Source organism: Pseudomonas sp. stari2, assembly GCF_040760005.1.
GTDB lineage: Bacteria > Pseudomonadota > Gammaproteobacteria > Pseudomonadales > Pseudomonadaceae > Aquipseudomonas.
Genome location: NZ_CP099760.1, coordinates 2,101,094 through 2,118,346 on the forward strand (window position 1 = coordinate 2,101,094; position 17,253 = coordinate 2,118,346).

General features: G+C 59.4%; 13 protein-coding genes. 8 read left to right on the plus strand and 5 right to left on the minus strand.

From position 1 onward, the window contains the following. Positions 1 to 48 precede the first annotated feature (48 nt). Positions 49 to 1,185 (minus strand): catalase family protein, encoded by a 1,137-nt coding sequence (locus tag NH234_RS09700; RefSeq protein ID WP_367257146.1) that lies wholly within the window; start codon positions 1,183 to 1,185, stop codon positions 49 to 51. A 26-nt stretch (positions 1,186 to 1,211) separates the two neighbouring features. Beyond that, complete coding sequence (locus NH234_RS09705) at positions 1,212 to 3,020, minus strand: di-heme-cytochrome C peroxidase (protein ID WP_367256386.1); 1,809 nt, start codon at positions 3,018 to 3,020, stop codon at positions 1,212 to 1,214. A 270-nt stretch (positions 3,021 to 3,290) separates the two neighbouring features. Between NH234_RS09705 and NH234_RS09710 the strand changes: the two genes are divergently transcribed. From NH234_RS09710 to NH234_RS09740, 7 genes are all read left to right on the plus strand, one after another. Then, a complete protein-coding gene (locus tag NH234_RS09710) occupies positions 3,291 to 4,010 on the plus strand; it encodes an FKBP-type peptidyl-prolyl cis-trans isomerase (RefSeq protein WP_367256387.1) in 720 nt (239 codons plus the stop codon). Positions 4,011 to 4,310: 300 nt separating this feature from the next. Beyond that, positions 4,311 to 4,766 (plus strand): YkvA family protein, encoded by a 456-nt coding sequence (locus tag NH234_RS09715; protein ID WP_085732321.1) that lies wholly within the window; start codon positions 4,311 to 4,313, stop codon positions 4,764 to 4,766. Positions 4,767 to 4,880: 114 nt separating this feature from the next. Then, positions 4,881 to 5,222 carry a helix-turn-helix transcriptional regulator gene (locus tag NH234_RS09720; RefSeq protein WP_007950435.1) on the plus strand — a complete coding sequence of 114 codons (342 nt, stop codon included), beginning with the start codon at positions 4,881 to 4,883 and terminating at the stop codon, positions 5,220 to 5,222. Continuing rightward, positions 5,219 to 5,590 carry a hypothetical protein gene (locus NH234_RS09725; RefSeq protein WP_003223109.1) on the plus strand — a complete coding sequence of 124 codons (372 nt, stop codon included), beginning with the start codon at positions 5,219 to 5,221 and terminating at the stop codon, positions 5,588 to 5,590. Before NH234_RS09720 ends, NH234_RS09725 begins: the two co-directional genes overlap by 4 nt. Continuing rightward, a complete protein-coding gene (locus NH234_RS09730; protein WP_085732322.1) occupies positions 5,591 to 5,998 on the plus strand; it encodes an SEL1-like repeat protein in 408 nt (135 codons plus the stop codon). It begins immediately after the preceding gene. A gap of 224 nt (positions 5,999 to 6,222) precedes the next feature. Next, on the plus strand, positions 6,223 to 10,992 hold the full coding sequence (locus NH234_RS09735; RefSeq protein ID WP_367256388.1) for an RHS repeat-associated core domain-containing protein: 4,770 nt from the start codon (positions 6,223 to 6,225) through the stop codon (positions 10,990 to 10,992). After that, on the plus strand, positions 10,989 to 11,348 hold the full coding sequence (locus NH234_RS09740; protein WP_367256390.1) for a hypothetical protein: 360 nt from the start codon (positions 10,989 to 10,991) through the stop codon (positions 11,346 to 11,348). The genes NH234_RS09735 and NH234_RS09740 overlap by 4 nt, the downstream gene beginning before the upstream one ends. A gap of 32 nt (positions 11,349 to 11,380) precedes the next feature. Here the strand turns inward: NH234_RS09740 and NH234_RS09745 are convergent, their stop codons facing one another. Next, positions 11,381 to 13,171, minus strand: coding sequence for a bifunctional diguanylate cyclase/phosphodiesterase (locus NH234_RS09745; RefSeq protein WP_367256391.1), 1,791 nt, complete (start codon positions 13,169 to 13,171; stop codon positions 11,381 to 11,383). 133 nt (positions 13,172 to 13,304) lie between these two features. Then, positions 13,305 to 15,389 (minus strand): carboxy terminal-processing peptidase, encoded by a 2,085-nt coding sequence (locus NH234_RS09750; protein WP_170929630.1) that lies wholly within the window; start codon positions 15,387 to 15,389, stop codon positions 13,305 to 13,307. Between the two features lie 181 nt (positions 15,390 to 15,570). Here NH234_RS09750 and NH234_RS09755 point away from each other — a divergent pair, with 181 nt between their 5' ends. Next, positions 15,571 to 16,533, plus strand: a complete 963-nt coding sequence (locus NH234_RS09755; RefSeq protein ID WP_085732328.1) for a zinc-binding dehydrogenase — start codon at positions 15,571 to 15,573, stop codon at positions 16,531 to 16,533. A gap of 45 nt (positions 16,534 to 16,578) precedes the next feature. Here the strand turns inward: NH234_RS09755 and NH234_RS09760 are convergent, their stop codons facing one another. After that, the gene (locus NH234_RS09760; protein WP_085732329.1) at positions 16,579 to 17,232 is read right to left on the minus strand and encodes an HAD family phosphatase; all 654 of its coding nucleotides are present in this window, start codon (positions 17,230 to 17,232) and stop codon (positions 16,579 to 16,581) included. Positions 17,233 to 17,253: the final 21 nt, after the last annotated feature.

Sequence of the window (17,253 nt, forward strand, 5' to 3'; positions counted from 1 at the left end):
GCATGAAAAAAGCGACCTGCGGGTCGCTTTTTTTGTTTCTGCGGTTTGTTACTGGCTGGCGTTGCGGCTGTGCCGGTAGTCGCTCACCGCTTCATACACTGCTTTGCGCAGGCGATTGATCCCGCCAATCGGGCGGTGGGCCTCGATGCCGAACCACGGATTGAACGACAGGTCGTCGCATTGCAGATTTAGCGCCGGGGTGTCGAAGTCCTGCGGGGGCAGGGTGATTTTGGCTACGGTCTGAAATGGACTGTCCTGTTCGCGCCATTCGATGCTGGTGTCTTCGATCGGCATGTATTTGTTCGCGTCCTGGCGTTGTATCTGCAACACAAAACACGCGGGTACCCGGTCCGTGGACAGTTGCTGATTCAGCGCATTGCGCAAGAAATTCGGCAGATCCTGATTTTGCTTCGGCAGCGTGTACGCCGGGCAGTTGTCCGGATCCGGCATCACCCGAAACTTCGCATTGGCCTCACCAAATTTGTAGGTCGAAACCGAAAAGTAGGTCGTACGTGTCGGACTCTCCGGCGGTGGCGACAGAGTTGCCAGTGCAATGAACAGATGCCTGATCTGCCAGCCACGCGGGTCCCAGCCCGGAAAGAAAGCCATGACCTTCTTGCCCTCAGCCTGCGCCGCCACATTCTGACGATATTCAGCGACATCGCTGACGAAGAAATTCGGATGGCTGAACATCACGAAATCCTGTTCGTGCAGTCCCTGACGGTCACCCAGCAACTGTTTGCCCGGTACACCGTGCAATTTGATTGCCATGCCACGGGCATCACGGATGCTGTCGAACTGCGGATAGGCGTTGCCGTTGGACAGGCGCATCGTCGCTTTCCACAGCCTGCCCGGTTCGCTGAAAACGCCCTGGCGCAATTCCTGAGCCAGATCCGGCAATACCTGCACGTCGGCCTTCACGCAGCCATGGGCCTTGGCATGGGCATCGCGCAGGTAGCGGGTGCTTTCGCGGTGCTGATCGACGATACGCACGGCGGTCTGGATCACGTCCTGTGTCATGGCGGCTTCGCCGTCCGGAATCTGCTCCAGCGCCGACACCGGGCCACGGTGCTGCCAGGCGAACCACGCGGTCGTCAGGGCCCAGCTGACCAGGCCGATCACCAGCAGAATCAGCAGGGTTTTGCCCAGTAACCGTCCCAGCCAAAGCCAGAAACGCGCCAGCATCGAAGGTCTTTTGAAAGAATTGAAGATCATGGCAGTTGCGCCTCCAGCGGGCCGCCCAGCACTTTCAGGTATTCGAGCAGCGCCCAACGTTCTTCAGGCTGCAGCAGTCGGCCGATGACGCCATTGCCGCGCTCGCCGGCGCGGAATTCGTGGCCGCTGTTGTGGTTGCCGGTGATGCGGGTGTCGAACAGGAAACCGTTGGTGAAGGCTTCGGTGCGGTAGCCCAGATGGCGCGGGTCGTATTCGAAGGTGCCTTTATAGAAGGTGGTGGCGCGCTCGTCCTGAGGCGACAGCAACTGATAAAGGCTCGGCACCGAGCCGTTGTGCAGGAACGGGGCCGTGGCCCATACGCCGGCAAGCGGACGCGCCTTGTAGGCGACTTTTTCGCGAACGCCGATCGGCAGACCGAAGCCATCGAGCTGTGGTTTTTCGGCGGCGGTGACGCCCGCTTCACGGTATGCACGGTTTTCCACGAAGGCGGTGACGTAAGCCAGTCCCTTGGCCACTGACAGTTGGCTGAGATCCAGCGGCTCCTTGGGTGTGGGATGCAACTTAACGTCCATTTGTTCAAGCTCTGCCGGGTTCCATTGCAGCGCTGTCAGGTCGAAGCGGTGATTGGCAATGTTGTTGGCAGCATTCGGGTCGGTGCCGATGACGTCCACCGGGAGCATGTGCAGGTGCTGCACCCAGCGCTCGCTTTCCTGGGTCTGGCGCGGTACGTGGCATCCGGCGCAATTCTCGGCGAACAGGGCTCGCCCCTTGGCTGCCAAGGGTTTGTCGACCACGCCCAGGACTTCTTCAGGCCATGCCGGCGGTCGCAGTTTTTGCAGGGTTTCTTCGATCTTGTGCAGATCACGTACGCGTACGCTGGAGGCATAGCGGTCATCACCCTGCAACGGCTGGCCGTTGGCGTCGAAGAAGTTCAGGGTGGCGCCGACACCCAGCGCCTCGCCGATATTGCGTGCCATCGGTTGCTGCGCCGAACCGTTCCACTGTACCCAGTCGAAGGTCCACATATCCCACAGCTGCGGGTAATCCACCGGGGCGTTGGCCACGCGGTAGTTGCTCGCGGAGATCGCATCGCCGAAGGTCGCGTTGGCGATACGCCCGAACGCATCGGTGCGGCCGGGACCTTCTTCGGTGGGGTAGAGGCCGCGATGGGTGTCGTTCCACGCCACTTTGATAAAGGTGTTCAACGAGTCTTTGAAGTCTTTGCGCAGTTGGTCGTGGCGCGCGTCGTAATCCTCGCCGAGAACTGTGCGGGCAAACCGTTCGAATTTCCAAGGGTTGTAGTAAGTGGAGGTGAGACTGGCGACCAATGCCTGTCCGAAACTGCCGCCGCGCAATGTAGGAACGCTGGAAGGCAACACATGCTGAGCCGAGCCACCGTCGATGCGTACTGCCTGGCCATTGAAGTGCAGTTCACCGGTGTGGCAGGCCGCGCAAGTGATGTCGAGATATTGCTCGGCGCTGCCGGGATTCTGGTGCCGGGCGAAACCCACCGGCAGATTGCCCGGGTTGTCCGGCGTGGCTTTCTGCTGCGGATCGATCAGAAAGCCGAAGCGCGCGAGGTATTCCGGGGAGGCAAAGCGTTGCTGCGAGAATGGCAGTTCCAGCGCCTGAAACCATTCGTAACGCAGGCCTTTGACCTGCGTCCCCTGCGGGGTGAAGTAGTAGGTCTGGCGCTCTTGCTCAGTCCATTGGTTCAGGTAATGCACCTGTTTTGCGGGCGCGGGGAAGGGCAATCTGGGATTGGCGACATAGTAAAGAACCACTGCCAGAACCAGCCCCAGCAGCACCACGATCAGCGTCAACACACGGTATAAGAGGCGCAAGATAAACATCCTTGTCGAGTTGTTGCGCTGTTATGCCTGAGCCAAGCCGTGTGCGGCAAGTGGCCATTACGCCAAGTGTTGTGGGAAGCGGCATCAATCGCTGTCGGCGAAAGATGACAGAAGCTTCATCGTGCCTTTCGCCAAATGCTTTTTAATCCCTGAACTTATCGGAAGATTCCTGCTCTCATGCCGGTAGCCATTGGTCGTGGCGGCCTGATAAGCTCGCGGCTTTACTCGATTGCCCTTTCGGCGCATGAACAAGGAAATAGCATGAAACAGCATCGGTTGGCGGCGGCGGTTGCCCTGGTTAGCCTGGTCCTCGCGGGTTGTGATTCGCAGACCAGCGTAGAGCTGAAAACCCCGGCGCAAAAAGCTTCCTACGGTATCGGCCTGAACATGGGCAAGAGCCTTGCTCAGGAAGGCATGGATGATCTGGACTCCAAAGCGGTAGCCCAGGGCATCGAAGATGCCGTCGGCAAGAAAGAACAGAAGCTGAAAGATGAAGAACTGGTCGAAGCTTTCGCCGCGCTTCAGAAGCGTGCCGAAGAGCGTATGGCCAAAATGAGCGAAGAGTCGGCAACTGCCGGCAAGAAATTCCTCGAAGAAAACGGCAAGAAACCAGGCGTGACCACCACCGCGTCCGGTCTGCAGTACGAAGTGGTCAAGAAAGCCGACGGCCCACAGCCTAAACCTACCGACGTAGTGACCGTTCACTATACTGGCAAGCTGACCAACGGCACCGTATTCGACAGCTCCGTCGAGCGCGGCAGCCCGATCGATCTGCCGGTCAGCGGTGTGATCCCGGGTTGGGTCGAAGGCCTGCAACTGATGCACGTTGGCGAGAAGTACAAGCTGTACATCCCTAGCGATCTGGCTTACGGCGCCCAATCGCCAAGCCCGGCGATCCCGGCCAACTCGGTTCTGGTCTTCGACCTGGAACTGCTGGGCATCAAGGATCCAGCCAAAGAAGACGCTGCTGCTACCAAGTAACAGGCATCGGCACCGGCTTCAACAACAACGCCTCGCCTATGCGGGGCGTTGTTGCATCCGGGCCACGGCCAGCGTAAACAGACCGAACCGATACGCGTCATGACAGTCCTAGACCTTGAGGCCGCCCGCGCTAGACGTCCTGAGCCGCCAAGTCAATGAAATATTGGGGTTTTTTATGTGAGTAAAAAACGCCCGATCTGAGCGCAGCCCTTATGAACCGGGGCTCTCAGCGTGGAAATGCAGCTCTGTTCACAAGGTTATCCACAATTTGTGTGGATAACATTTCAACGGGAGAAATAGATGAAAGCTCCATGGAATTTCGCCCGGTTCCTGCCTTTGGCCGGACGACTCCTGGCCCGTGGCCGCTTGCCGACGCTGTTGTTTGCCGTGGCCAGCAAAGGCGCCGCCCAAGGCAATCGTCTCGGCAAGCTGAAGGATGATCTGCGATTGCTCCAGGCGCTGTGCCTGGCGTACTGGCGTGGCGAGTATCGCGCGATCAGTCCAAAGGCAATGATTTCGGTCGTTGCGGGCCTGATGTACTTCCTCAGTCCGGTGGATGCGATCCCGGATTTCATTCCCGTTTTTGGCATGCTCGATGACATCGCCGTCCTTGCCTGGGTGATGAAAACCCTCGACGACGAACTCAACGCATTCCGCTTGTGGCGTCAGCGACAATCGCCAGAAAAGCTCAGGGTTGTCGAGCGCCTGCCCGATACCCCCGAACAACTTCAGCTTCAGGGCCCGAAAAAGTCCTGAATTGCGACAGCCTCTTATTCAGATAGATACCCCCCACGACCTTGGCCGCTGTTAGGATTACACTTCTAGGGAAAAGTGCCGACTCGCTAAGTGTTGTTGTCCTACGGGGTAGTCATGGATATTCAGATAATTGCACGCGATGGCGAGCCCGAGTATGCGGTTCTGCCATGGGCTCAGTATCAGGCTCTACTGAAAGCAGCAGGCATCAATGAAGCACCGTCGCAACCGGCTCCAGCGCCGCTTGCGGCCACACCGGACCCGATTCTTCCAGGTCTGGATCAGTTACGCAGTTTGCGCGAAGGGAAGGGCATCGCCATCGAGGCGCTCGCCCGCACGGTAGGCATCAGCCCGTCTTACCTGGCCATGATCGAAAGCGGTGAGCGTCTGCCCGACGCTGCGATTCGCCGCAGCCTGGCCTGGGAGTTGACGGTGCCAGGGTGGAGGGAACAATCGTGAGCGTACGCATCAGTCGTCAACATTGGGACGGATTGCTGGGGGAGCTGGACCAGGCGCGCAGGCAGCGCCATCTTCTGACCTATCGAGCCTTGCTCGAGCGTCTGCAACTGCCCACGCCGGCAATGCAGACATTGACCGCTGCACTGGAGCATCTCGCTGCGCTGGACGCAAAAGCCGAACAACCGTTGCGCAGTTCGCTGGTGATCAGCCAGGGCGCCAGTCGCCTGCCACGCACCGGTTTCTTTGAATGTGTCGAGCGACTGGGGCGCTTTTCCGGGCCGTCCGATGGTGTTGCCGCAGCCTCTTGGCATGCCTCTGAAGTGGTCCGGGTCTTTGAGTACGAGTACCCGGAATCGGCGGAGGCCTGAGTGTTTTTACGACTCAAGGCGCGGGCAAGTTACTGGCTAGCCCGTAGGCTGTTTCACTGGTCGTGGTTTGTCCGTCAGCCCCGAGGCTGGCGCTGGCTCGAAGGGCAGTTTGCGCGTATGGCCAACCTGGGCGATGTCGGCGCGCAAAGCTTTTACGGGCACATCCTGACGTTTCGCGGGGTTGGCCTGGGCGCGCGTGAAGAAGGTGTGCGACTGCTGAGACTGGCGGCTTTGGCCGGTGATGGCAAAGCGGCTTATCAGGTCGGTGTCATCAGTCTGGCTGGTACGCCCAGTAAAGCGCCCGATCCTTCCGAAGCGGCTCGCTGGTGGACCATGGCGGCCAAGGCTGGACATCCGTTGGCCGAGCTCAAGTTGAAAGAGCTGGCCGGCCGGGATTCTTCTCGGTAAACAAATCATCTGTTCCGTGAACGGGGCGTGAGGGAAACCTCCCGCCCCGTTTCTGCGTCTGCAATTCTATAAAAACAGTTACAGACTTCTCCTACAGCCTCTGCCTACTCGCCTGACTTCTTTTCTGATTGATCCCCCGCAAAGTCCCTCGCCTGATTTTTGCGCGAGGGAACGCACATGTTTGACCCGGTTTTTCGTTTCGCCATGCGCATGGGAATGCGCTGATGAATGCCGTCGTCCGCATCGAGCAAGAACTCGACAGCTTTCCCCGTACCCTTGATCTCTATCGCAAACAGCTGAAGCACTGGCTCAGTCGCTCGGCAGACAGTGTCAGCCATGCGGCTGATTTGCCGTCACTGATGGGGATGGAGCGGATCATCCGTTTCGGCGAACACAGCATGGCGGTCGCCATTGACGACAAGCGTTTCTCTTCGGCCGTCGTGCAATGCACGAAAACCGGGCCGATGGAGATCGAGAGCAAGTTCGAGTCGGTGTACGACATTCCATTGGGCGGCATCGCTGTCGATGTGGTGGCGGTGGATAGCGGCGAGGTCAAGTCCGTCACACTCGATGCTCAGGGCAAGGGCGTGTTCACCGGTCAGGCGGGCAAGTTCTACCGGGTGGTGGTGCACAGTGAGGCCAGCGAGCAGCAGGTCGATGCGCTTTTCGAATCCTACGATGGCCTGACTCAGCAACTGGATAGTTGGCTGCGCAGCGAGTGGCAGGGCTTCAAGCCGCAATGGTCGCAGTCGGTGGCCACAGCAGCCGGCAACGGCATGCTGGCGGGGAGCTGGGCGGCGATCGAGGGAGTGTGGGATAGCATCGGACTGTTGTCGGAAATTCTCCAGGATCCCGGAAAGTTCGCCGAGCGGTTGGGCAGTGGCGCCACGCAGCTGATCGCGCTGGCGGAAACAGCGCCGGAAATGATGGAGAAGCTTCAGTTACTGGTCAGTGACGAAGCGGCGCTGTGTTTGTTGCTGCGGACTGCCAGCCTCTGGCTGGAGATGCTGCCACCCAGTGAAGTTGCCGGGAAAACCGCCGAGGCGGTATCGATGGTGGTGGTGCAGCTGCTGATCGATGTGTTGATCGGCGTTGTGTTGACCTTCGTTGGCGCCGGTGCGGGGATCGCGTATCTGACCTTGCGTCTGGCGGAACGTGGCGCTCAGTTGCTGTCGGCGGTGACGCGCCTGGTGAAGGCGATGTTCGGCATCGTCAGCACCTTCATCGGCTATGTGAACCAGTACAAATCCGTCGCCGCACGGGGCATCGCCGCCGGGGTGAAAAAGGGCCGCATGCAATTGCGCTGGGATGCCCGGCGTAATGCTTCCCTGAAAAAGGATGAGCGACACGACGACACGCCGGATCAGGCGAAAAATCCCAACGGCGACAGTGTCGATTGTGCGCCGCTGACCTGCACCAACGGTTGCCCCGTGTCGATGGTCACCGGCGAAGAGTTGCTGACGCTGACCGATGGCGTGCTCGATGGGCTGCTGCCGTTCGAGTTCAGCCGCTTGTATCGCACCAGTGCCGCCGAGATCGATGTCGGGTTGGGGTTTGGCTGGAGCCATTCGCTGGCGCATCGGCTGGAGGTTGATGGCGCTTCGGTGGTCTGGGTTGACCATGAGAACCGGCGCACGCGGTTTCCGCTGCCGAGTGTCGAGCGGCCGGCGATTCACAACAGTCTGTCGCGGGCGGCGATCTTTCTCGGGGATGAGCCGGAGGAGTTGATTGTTGCGCTGGCGGGTGAGGCGGCGCGGTTTTATCACTTTCGGGTTGGGCGTCTGACGGCTGTCAGCGATGCCTATGGCAACCGGTTGCGCATTTCGCGTGATCGTCTGGATCGGGTTGAGCGCCTCGACAACGGCGCTGGTCGTTCCCTGTTGCTGCGTTATGAGCGGGCGCATCTGATCGCGGTCGATTATCAGGTTTTTCGGGAGTCTGCCTGGCGTACCGAGCAGACGCTGGCCAGTTACCGCTTTGATGCCCGCCATCGATTGATCGAGGCGTCGAACGCGGTCGGCGAGACTGAGCGTTACGACTACGACGACCGGCACGTCATCCTGCAACGGCAACTGAGCGGCGGCGCGAGCTTCTTCTGGGAATGGGAGCGTGCCGGCAAGGCGGCGCGTTGCGTGCGGCACTGGGCGTCGTTTTCGCAAATGGATACGCGGTACGTCTGGGATGACGCCGGCAGCGTCACCGTGCATTACGTCGATGGGACTGAGGAAACTTACGTCCACGACGACACGGCGCGGCTGGTGCGTCAGGTCGCCGCCGACGGGGGCGAACAGCTCAAGGCCTACGATTCGGCGGGCCGGCTGGTTGCCGAGCAGGATGCGCTGGGGGCGGTTACCGAGTACCGCTACGACGATGCCGGACGGCTGATCGCGCTGATTCCGCCGGACGATGCGCCGACGTCCTACGAGTACCGCAATGGTTTCCTGCACAGCCGCTCACGTGGCGATGCGGTGTGGACGTACCGGCGCAATGCGCAGGGTGACGTTACCGAGGCGGTCGATCCCGACGGCCATGTCACCCATTACCACTACGATCCGCAGGGACGGTTGCTGTCGATCCGTTATCCGGACAGTGGTCGGCATGTGTTCGTGTGGAACGACCTTGGGCAACTGGTCGAGGAAAGTCTGCCAGACGGTGGGATTCGGAAGTTTTCCTACGATGCCTTGGGGCGGCGGATTACTGTGCAGGACGAACATGGCGCGATCACCCGTCATGTGTGGGACGCCGTCGGCCGGCTGATCCAGACCACTTCGCCAAATGGCGCCACCCGCGCCTGGTCCTACAGCGCCTACGGCCAGATCACCGCCGAACGCGATGAACAGGGGCGGATCACCCGCTACGAGTATGACGACGATCTGCATCTGGTCAGCCGGCGGATCAATCCCGACGGCACGCGGCTGCAATACCGCTACGACCATGCGCAGCTGCTGCTGACGGAGATCGAGAACGAGTCCGGCGAAAAGTACCGGCTGGACTACACGCCCACCGGATTGATCCGACAGGAAACCGGTTTTGACGGGCGACGCACCGCGTACGCCTACGACCGCAACGGCCACCTGCTGGAAAAGACCGAGTTCGGTGACGACGGCTCGACGCTGGTCACCGGCTATCAACGCGATGCTGCTGGGCGTCTGCTGCTCAAGACCCTGCCCGATGCCAGCACGGTTGAATACCGCTACGACCGTCTAGGCCGCTTGGTCGGCGTGGATGACGGCCAGAATCACCCGCTGGCCTTCGAGTACGACCTGCAGGACCGACTGGTACGCGAGCATCAGGGCTGGGGCACCTTGCGTTACACCTACGATGCTTGCGGCCAGCTCCGCCGGATGCGTCTGCCGGACAACAGCAAGCTCGATTACCACTACGCCAAGGGCGGCGCGCTGACCGCGATCGACCTCAATGGCGCCTTGCTCACCCGCCACGTCTACCAGAACGGTCGCGAACAGCAGCGCCAGCAAGGCCTGTTGCTCAGCGAATATGCCTACGACGAACAGGGCCGCTTGTTGTCCCACGCCGTAGGCCATCAACGCAGTGCGCTGTACCGCCGCGACTTTGCCTACAGCGCCAACGGCAACCTCGAACACATCGCCGACACCCGCCACGGCCAGCGCAGCTACCAGTACGACGCCCTCGACCGGCTGATCCGCGTGCGTCACACCCGTGACGATGTGCCGGAAAACTTCGCCCACGACCCGGCCGGCAACCTGTTGCTGCAGGATCGGCCCGGCCCGACCAGCATCAAAGGCAACCGCCTGCTGATGCAGGGCGACCGCCATTATGACTACGACGCCTTCGGCAACCTGATCCGCGAACGCCGCGGCCGCGGCCAACAACTGGTCACCGAATACCGCTACGACAGCCAGCACCGCCTGATCGGCCTCACCCGTCCCGACGGCAAAACCACGAGCTACCAATACGACGCCTTCGGCCGCCGCATCCGCAAAACCGTCGATGGCCAGACCACCGAGTTCTTCTGGCAAGGCGACCATCTGATCGCCGAAAGCAGTCCGACCCAACACCGCAGCTTCATCTACGAACCCGGCACCTTCCGCCCGCTGGCGATGCTGGACGGCCAAGGCCCGAAACGCGCCTGCCCGTTCTACTACCAACTCGACCACCTCGGCACCCCGCAAGAACTGACCGACTACAGCGGCGACATCGTCTGGTCAGCCAAATACAGCGCCTACGGCAAGGTCACCTCGCTGCAGCTCGCGACCGAGGACTACCTCGACCAGCCGCTGCGCTTTCAGGGGCAGTACTTCGATGACGAAAGCGGGCTGCATTACAACCGGCACCGGTATTACGACCCGGACGTGGGGCGGTATCTGACGCCAGATCCGGTGAAGCTGGCGGGGGGGCTGAACCAGTACCGGTACGTGCCGAATCCGACGGGGTGGGTGGATCCGTTAGGACTGACCTCCAACTGCCCGCCGCCGAATAAGCCGGGATGTCCGGTGCCGGATGGGGTAGGTGGTTCGGTTGTTGATGAGGGTGAGCCAGCGCTGCCGAAGATGACGGCGCAAGAGCGGAGGGCGAGAATTGATGAGTTGGCGGAGGGCAATGCCTACAGGCGTTTGGAGGAAATGGAGAGGTCCACGCCAGGCGCACACTTTTTAGAGAAACACGGCAAGCAGACCACGCTGGCCTCGCAACAAGAACGTTCACTTACAGGAAGAAATCCTACAACGGGCATTATTGAGATTTACACCAACGGGAATAAAGCTGGGCAACCAAAAATACCAAGTGCGGCCACACATTTTTTCAGTTATCGAGACCAGTTGAACGCCATACATCGTGCTCAGCTGATTTTTAGGCGAAATGGGATAGTTGCTACAAGAGAACCGATGAATATGGGCAAAATTGTCGGTGAGGGTTACAAAAGAGGAGGATTGACTTATGGGCAGCAAACACATGCGATAGTGATTTTAAATGGTTCTGGTAAGCCTATAACCTCTTATACGGAATTTATGGAATGAAACGTAAGCCTGAATATTTTGTATTGCGCGGACTGCTTTTTCTATTTGATATAGATAATACCCGTGACGATGCTCGTGAGAAAATCATTGTTTCGAAGAGTGTTAATGACAAGGAAGAGCTTGCTGAACTGTTCGATATTCTTATGAAACCTGAGTTTCTTTCCTACAGTTTTCATGAACGCGAGTGGTGTATCGATACGCTGAAGCACTACTTGGAGGCTGGTGACAGCTTTGATGCTGTATTCACAAAAATCACAACCTATTTTGATGACGATGTAGCGGATCAACGTCAGTTCATGCAGGTTTTGTTAAGTTGCTTGTTGAGGTATCACATCGATGACTCAACAGAGAGATGAGGCTGACACAGGGAGTGGCCGTATTTTGAAAATCAGCGATGGCCAATAACCTGCGGTGAATGAAGGTCAGGAGCCGTAAGACTATCAATCAAATGCACGCTATACCCCGGAACATTCTTCGCATGATGCTTCGCCTGCGAAGCCATCTCTGCCAACTGACTCGCATCCAGTTGCGCACAAGCTTCAGGGTGCAGATGGACGACCCCAATGGACAATGAAAGCAACGGAAACTCCTGACGAATACCCTGGCGATTCGGCGCAACAAAACACCCAGCCTCAAGGTGTTCAGGGCGGTAGAAGCGTCGGCATTGGCTCTGGAAATCATCAAGCAATTGGTTGAGCCGTTTGCGCCAGTCCTCCGGGCCGAGCACCAACAGAAAATCATCCCCACCAATATGCCCGACGAAATCACGGGACGGGTCTACACGTTCGTTCAGGCACTGCGCCAGACACAACAACACTTCATCCCCCCGACCATACCCATAGATATCGTTAAAGGGCTTGAAGCTATCGATATCGACATAGCAAATAACCGATTCCCGCCCTTGTTGCAGCAACCTTGTCAGGCATTGCTGGATCGGTACGTTGCCGGGTAGCAGAGTCAGTGGGTTGGCATACCGGGCCTGCTGAATTTTCAGCTCGGTGATCAATTTGAGCACATCGATCACCCGCCCCAGTCCTAGGTAGCTGCCGTTGAGTGTAATGATGAAGTCTTCTTCGATGCGCTGCCGGGCGCGGCTGGTGATCAGGCGGCTGACCTGTTGCAGCGACTGGCTCATTTCCACGGCGAGGAAGTCGTCGTTCATCAGACGGCTGATCGGTTTGCGGGCGAAGAGGTCTGTGGCGAACGGCTTGAGCAGCGCGTCGGACAACGAGTGGCGGTGGACAATGCCGCAGGGCTGGCCTTGTTCGTCGAGCACCGCCAGCGAGTTGAGGTTGGCCTGGCGGCGGAAGGCTTCGAGTACGGTGGCGGTCGGTGTGTCGCGATTCACGGCTGGTTGGTCGTTGAGCAAGGCGCTGAGATCGCTGCCTTCGTCATTCAGCGCCACGGCGCTGCTGTCGTGTTTGGGCATCAGGGCTCGGGCGTCGCGTGGCGGGTGTTCCTGCGGGCGCCCGAGCAAGTAGCCCTGCACCAGATCGACGCCCATCTCAGTCAGCACCGCCAGTTCTTCCGGCAACTCGATGCCCTCGGCAATCACCTGCGCCCGGGAGGCCTTGGCGATTTGCAGGATCGATCCGACGAACTCGCGTTTCAACGCATCCTGGTGAATGCCGTCGATAAAGTGCCGGTCGATCTTCACGTAATCCGGCCGCAGCTCCGACCACAGACGCAGGCTTGAATAACCCGCGCCCAGATCATCGAGGGCAATCGAAAACCCCATCGCCCGATAGTGATGCAGTGCTGTTTGCAGCAACTGGAAGTCATCGATTGGCGTCTGCTCAGTGAGTTCGATCACCACCTGGCTTGGCGGAATACCGAAATCCTGCAGCAGTTGCAGCGTACGCCCCGGCTGGTGCGCAGCTTCGAGCAGGGATTCGGGAGAGACGTTGAGAAACAGCTTGCCCGGCAATTGCTGTTCGTTGAAACGGCGGCAGGCGCTTTGGCGGCAGACGATTTCCAGTTCGCTCAATCGGCCGGCCTGACGAGCCACGGCGAACAGGGCGATGGGGGAGTGCAGCGGGCTGTTGGACGGGCCGCGAGTCAGGGCTTCATAACCGAGGATGCGTCGTTCAGAGAGGCAAATGATCGGCTGGAACAGGCTGTGCAAACCGCTTTGAGTCAGGATCGAGCTCAAGGCACTCAGCTGTTCGGTCGTGGTCATGGCAATCTCTGGCGATAAAAAAGGACTGGGAGCGTTCTCGATGAAGAGAACCGCTCCCAGTCCTTTATTGCACGACAGAATGATGACTGTTTGATGACGATCCGGGGATCGTCACCATTAAATTGCCATCACCTTACTTCTTGGCCACCTGATTGCTCAGCTTCAGGTAATCCAGCAGCACGCGCCCGGTCTCGCTCAGGTAGGCGTCGTCTTCCGGTTTGACCTTGTCCGGCTCGGCTGCCGCGAGGGCATCGTCGTCTTCTTTCTTCAGCTCTTTGAGCGGTTCTTCGCCTTTGGCCTTGCGACGGATGTTTTCCATCGCCAGTTGCTTGGCGTCGATGTCGGCGTGCTGGGCACGACGGTCGGCTTCATTGAGGCTGACGGTTTTTTCTTCCAGCAGCTTCTGCGCCAGGGCCAGCTTGTCGCGGATGAACACGAACTCCGCGTCCTTCGCCGAGCGGGCATCATGCTCGGACTTGAGCTGGGCCAGGTACGGCTTGAACGGGTCGACCGCCGGTTTGATCGCCGCGCGGATGGTGTCCCACGGCATGGCTTCCGGCAGGGCGCTCTCGCCGATTTCCTTGGTGTCGATGATCGACGGGTAGTCGATGTCCGGCAGTACGCCCTGATGCTGGGTGCTCTGCCCGGAAACCCGGTAGAACTTGGCCAGGGTCAGTTTCAGTTCGCCATGGTTCAGCGGCTGGATGGTCTGCACGGTGCCTTTGCCGAAGGTCTGGCCGCCGATGATCAGCGCGCGGTGGTAGTCCTGCATGGCACCGGCGAAGATCTCCGAAGCCGAGGCGGACAGGCGGTTGACCAGCAGTGCCATCGGGCCTTTGTAGAACGCGCCCGGGTTTTCATCTTCAAGCACATCGACCCGGCCATCGGCGTTACGCACGAGCACGGTAGGGCCCTTGTCGATGAACAGGCTGGTCAGCTCGGTGGCTTCCTGCAGGGAACCGCCGCCGTTGTTGCGCAGGTCGATGACCACGCCGTCGACTTTCTCTTTCTGCAGTTCGGTCAGCAGTTTCTTGACGTCGCGAGTGGTGCTCTTGTAATCCGGATCACCGGCACGGAACGCCTTGAAGTCCAGGTAGAAGGCCGGAATCTCGATCACGCCGAGCTTGTAGTCCTTGCCGTCCTGTTTGAGGCTCAGGATGGATTTCTTCACGGCCTGGTCTTCGAGCTTCACCGCTTCACGGGTGATCGGCACGATCTTGCTGGTCTGGTCATTCGGCGCATTGCTGGCCGGGATGACCTCCAGACGCACCACGGTGCCTTTCGGACCTCGGATCAGCTTGACCACTTCGTCCAGGCGCCAGCCGACCACGTCGACCATCTCTTTGTTGCCCTGGGCAACGCCGATGATCTTGTCGGCCGGGGCGACCTGTTTGGTCTTGTCCGCAGGACCTGCCGGCACCAGACGCACGACCTTCACTTGATCGTTGTCGCTCTGCAACACGGCGCCGATGCCCTCGAGGGACAGGCTCATGTTGATGTCGAAGTTTTCCGCGTTATCCGGCGACAGATAGTTGGTGTGCGGGTCGTAAGACATGGCGAAGGTGTTGATGTACGCCTGGAAGATGTCTTCGGCACGGGTCTGGTCCAGGCGCGCCAACTGGTTCTTGTAGCGCTTGGTCAGGGTTTCCTGGATCTGCTTCGGCTCTTTGCCGGCGATCTTCTGCCGCAGCACTTCGTCCTTGACGCGTTTGCGCCACAGGTCATCGAGTTCTGCGGTGGATTTGAGCCACGGGGCGTCCTTGCGATCGATCAGCAAGGTTTCCTTCGTGGTGAAGTCCATCTTGTCGACGCCTTTGTTCAACTCGGCAATGGCGAAGTCCAGGCGCGCTTTCACGCGATCCAGATAGCGCTTGTAGATGGTGAAGCCGGCGTTGAGGTCGCCGCTCTTGAGGAAGTCGTCGAACTGGAACTTCCACTTGTCGAATTCGGTAATGTCGCTGGCCATGAAGTAGCTGCGCGACGGATCCAGCAGCTTGATATAGCTGTCGTAGATGATCGCCGAGCGCGCATCGTCGAGCGGCGGCTTGCTGTAGTGATGACGTTTGAGCAACTCGACGACGTTCAGACTGGCGATCACTTCATCGCGATCAGGCTGCAACTTGTCCCAGCTGTTGGCTGCGAATGTGGTGCCCGACACCGGCAAGAGGCCGATACCGATGAAAAGAGCGAGGGCGGTGCTGGGGAGCAAATGCTTCATGCTGATTCGACGCGGGGACAATTGATAACGCATATTAGGCCGTCTTTGAAGTCGCCGGTACCTCTACGCTCTGTACGATAACTGCTGTTCAGCGTTCGTTCAGACCCCAGGGCCGGTCGCATAATGCAAAAAGCCCGGCGCTTCAGCTTCGGGCTCAGTCCAGACTCACTATGGAGGCACTGTGAAGGCATTGCAAGGCGTTGAAGGTCAAGTGGCATGGGTTGATGAGCCGAGTCCTACGTGTGATGTAGGACAAGTTCGCATCCGGGTGGCGGCAGCCGGCCTCAATCGCGCGGACTTATTACAGAAGGCGGGCCTTTATCCACCGCCGCCGGGTGCTAGTCAGGTGCTCGGTCTTGAGTGTTCCGGGGTGATCAGCGAAGTCGGCGCCGGATCGTCCTGGCAGGTTGGTGATCGGGTCTGCGCCTTGCTGGCCGGGGGCGGGATGGCCGAAGAAGTGGTCGTCGACGGACGGCATGTGCTGCCGGTTCCGGAAGGCGTGACGCTGATCGAAGCGGCAGCGTTGCCTGAGGTGTACGCGACCGTCTGGCTGAATATTTTCCAACTCGCTGCGCTCAAACCGGGTGAGAAAGTTCTGCTGCATGCCGGGGCCAGTGGCATCGGTTCAGCTGCCATTCAACTGTGCAAGGCGTTTGGCAATCCTTGCTGGGTCAGCGTCGGGTCGGGCGAGCGTTTGGCCTACTGTGAAGCGCTGGGCGCCCAGGGCGGTGTGGTGCGCACTGACGATCTGGAAAGCCTGCGGGATTTCGGGCCGTTCAATGTGATTCTGGATCCGGTCGGCGGTAATTACTCGGCGCTTAATCTGAAGTTGATGGCTCAGGATGGACGCTGGGTGCTGATCGGCCTGATGGGCGGCCGCGAGGCAAAACTGGATCTGGCCCAAGTATTGGCCAAGCGCGTGCAACTGCTGGGCTCGACCCTGCGCAGCCGCGACGATCAGTTCAAGGCCGATCTGTTCAGCGATCTGAGCCAGCATGTGTGGCCGCTGTTTTCCGAAGGGCGCCTGAAGCCGCAACTGGCCAGGACCTTTGCGATCAAGGATGCCGAAGCGGCGTTCGCCGAGCTGGCGAGCAACACGGTCGCCGGGAAGTTGGTACTGGTGATCGACGACAGCCTGAGCTGATCACCAAAGCTTGTGGGAGCAAGTGTGCTCCCACAAGCCAATCGCTTACTTCCAGAGATGGATCGGCCAGCCAGCTTTCTCGGCCTGCTCGCGCAACATCGGATCCGGATTGACCACATGCGGGTAATCCACTTTCAGCAGCAGCGGCAGGTCATTGCGTGAGTCGGAATAGAAACTCGCGCCCTCAAGGTTTTCCTCTTCGGCGTCCAGCCATTCCAGCAGACGAGTGATCTTGCCTTCGCGGTAGGTCAGGGTGCCCACGGTTAGGCCGCTGTACACGCCACTGGCCACTTCCAGTTCGATGCCCAGAACTTCGTCGATACCCAGTCGCTCGGCAATCGGTTTGACCAGGTGCGTACCCGAGGCCGAGATCACCAGAATCCGGTCACCGGCCTTGCGGTGAGCGGCGATGGTTTTGGTCGCATCACTGAAGATGATCGGCTCGATGAAGTCTTCAACCCAGGGGCCGACCAGATACTGCACCTCTTCCGGGGTGCGACCGATCAGCGGTTCGAGGCTGAAGTCCATGTAGTCTTCCATGCGCAACTTGCCGTGGCTGTAGGCGTCCATGAGCTCGTTGTTCTTGCGCATGAACGACTCGGGATCGACCCAGCCCAAGCGCCCCATCTGCTCGCTCCAGAGGGTGGCGCAGTCGCCGTGGATCAGGGTTTCGTCCAGATCAAAAATTGCCAGGGCCATCAGTGCAGTTCTCTCTTCAAC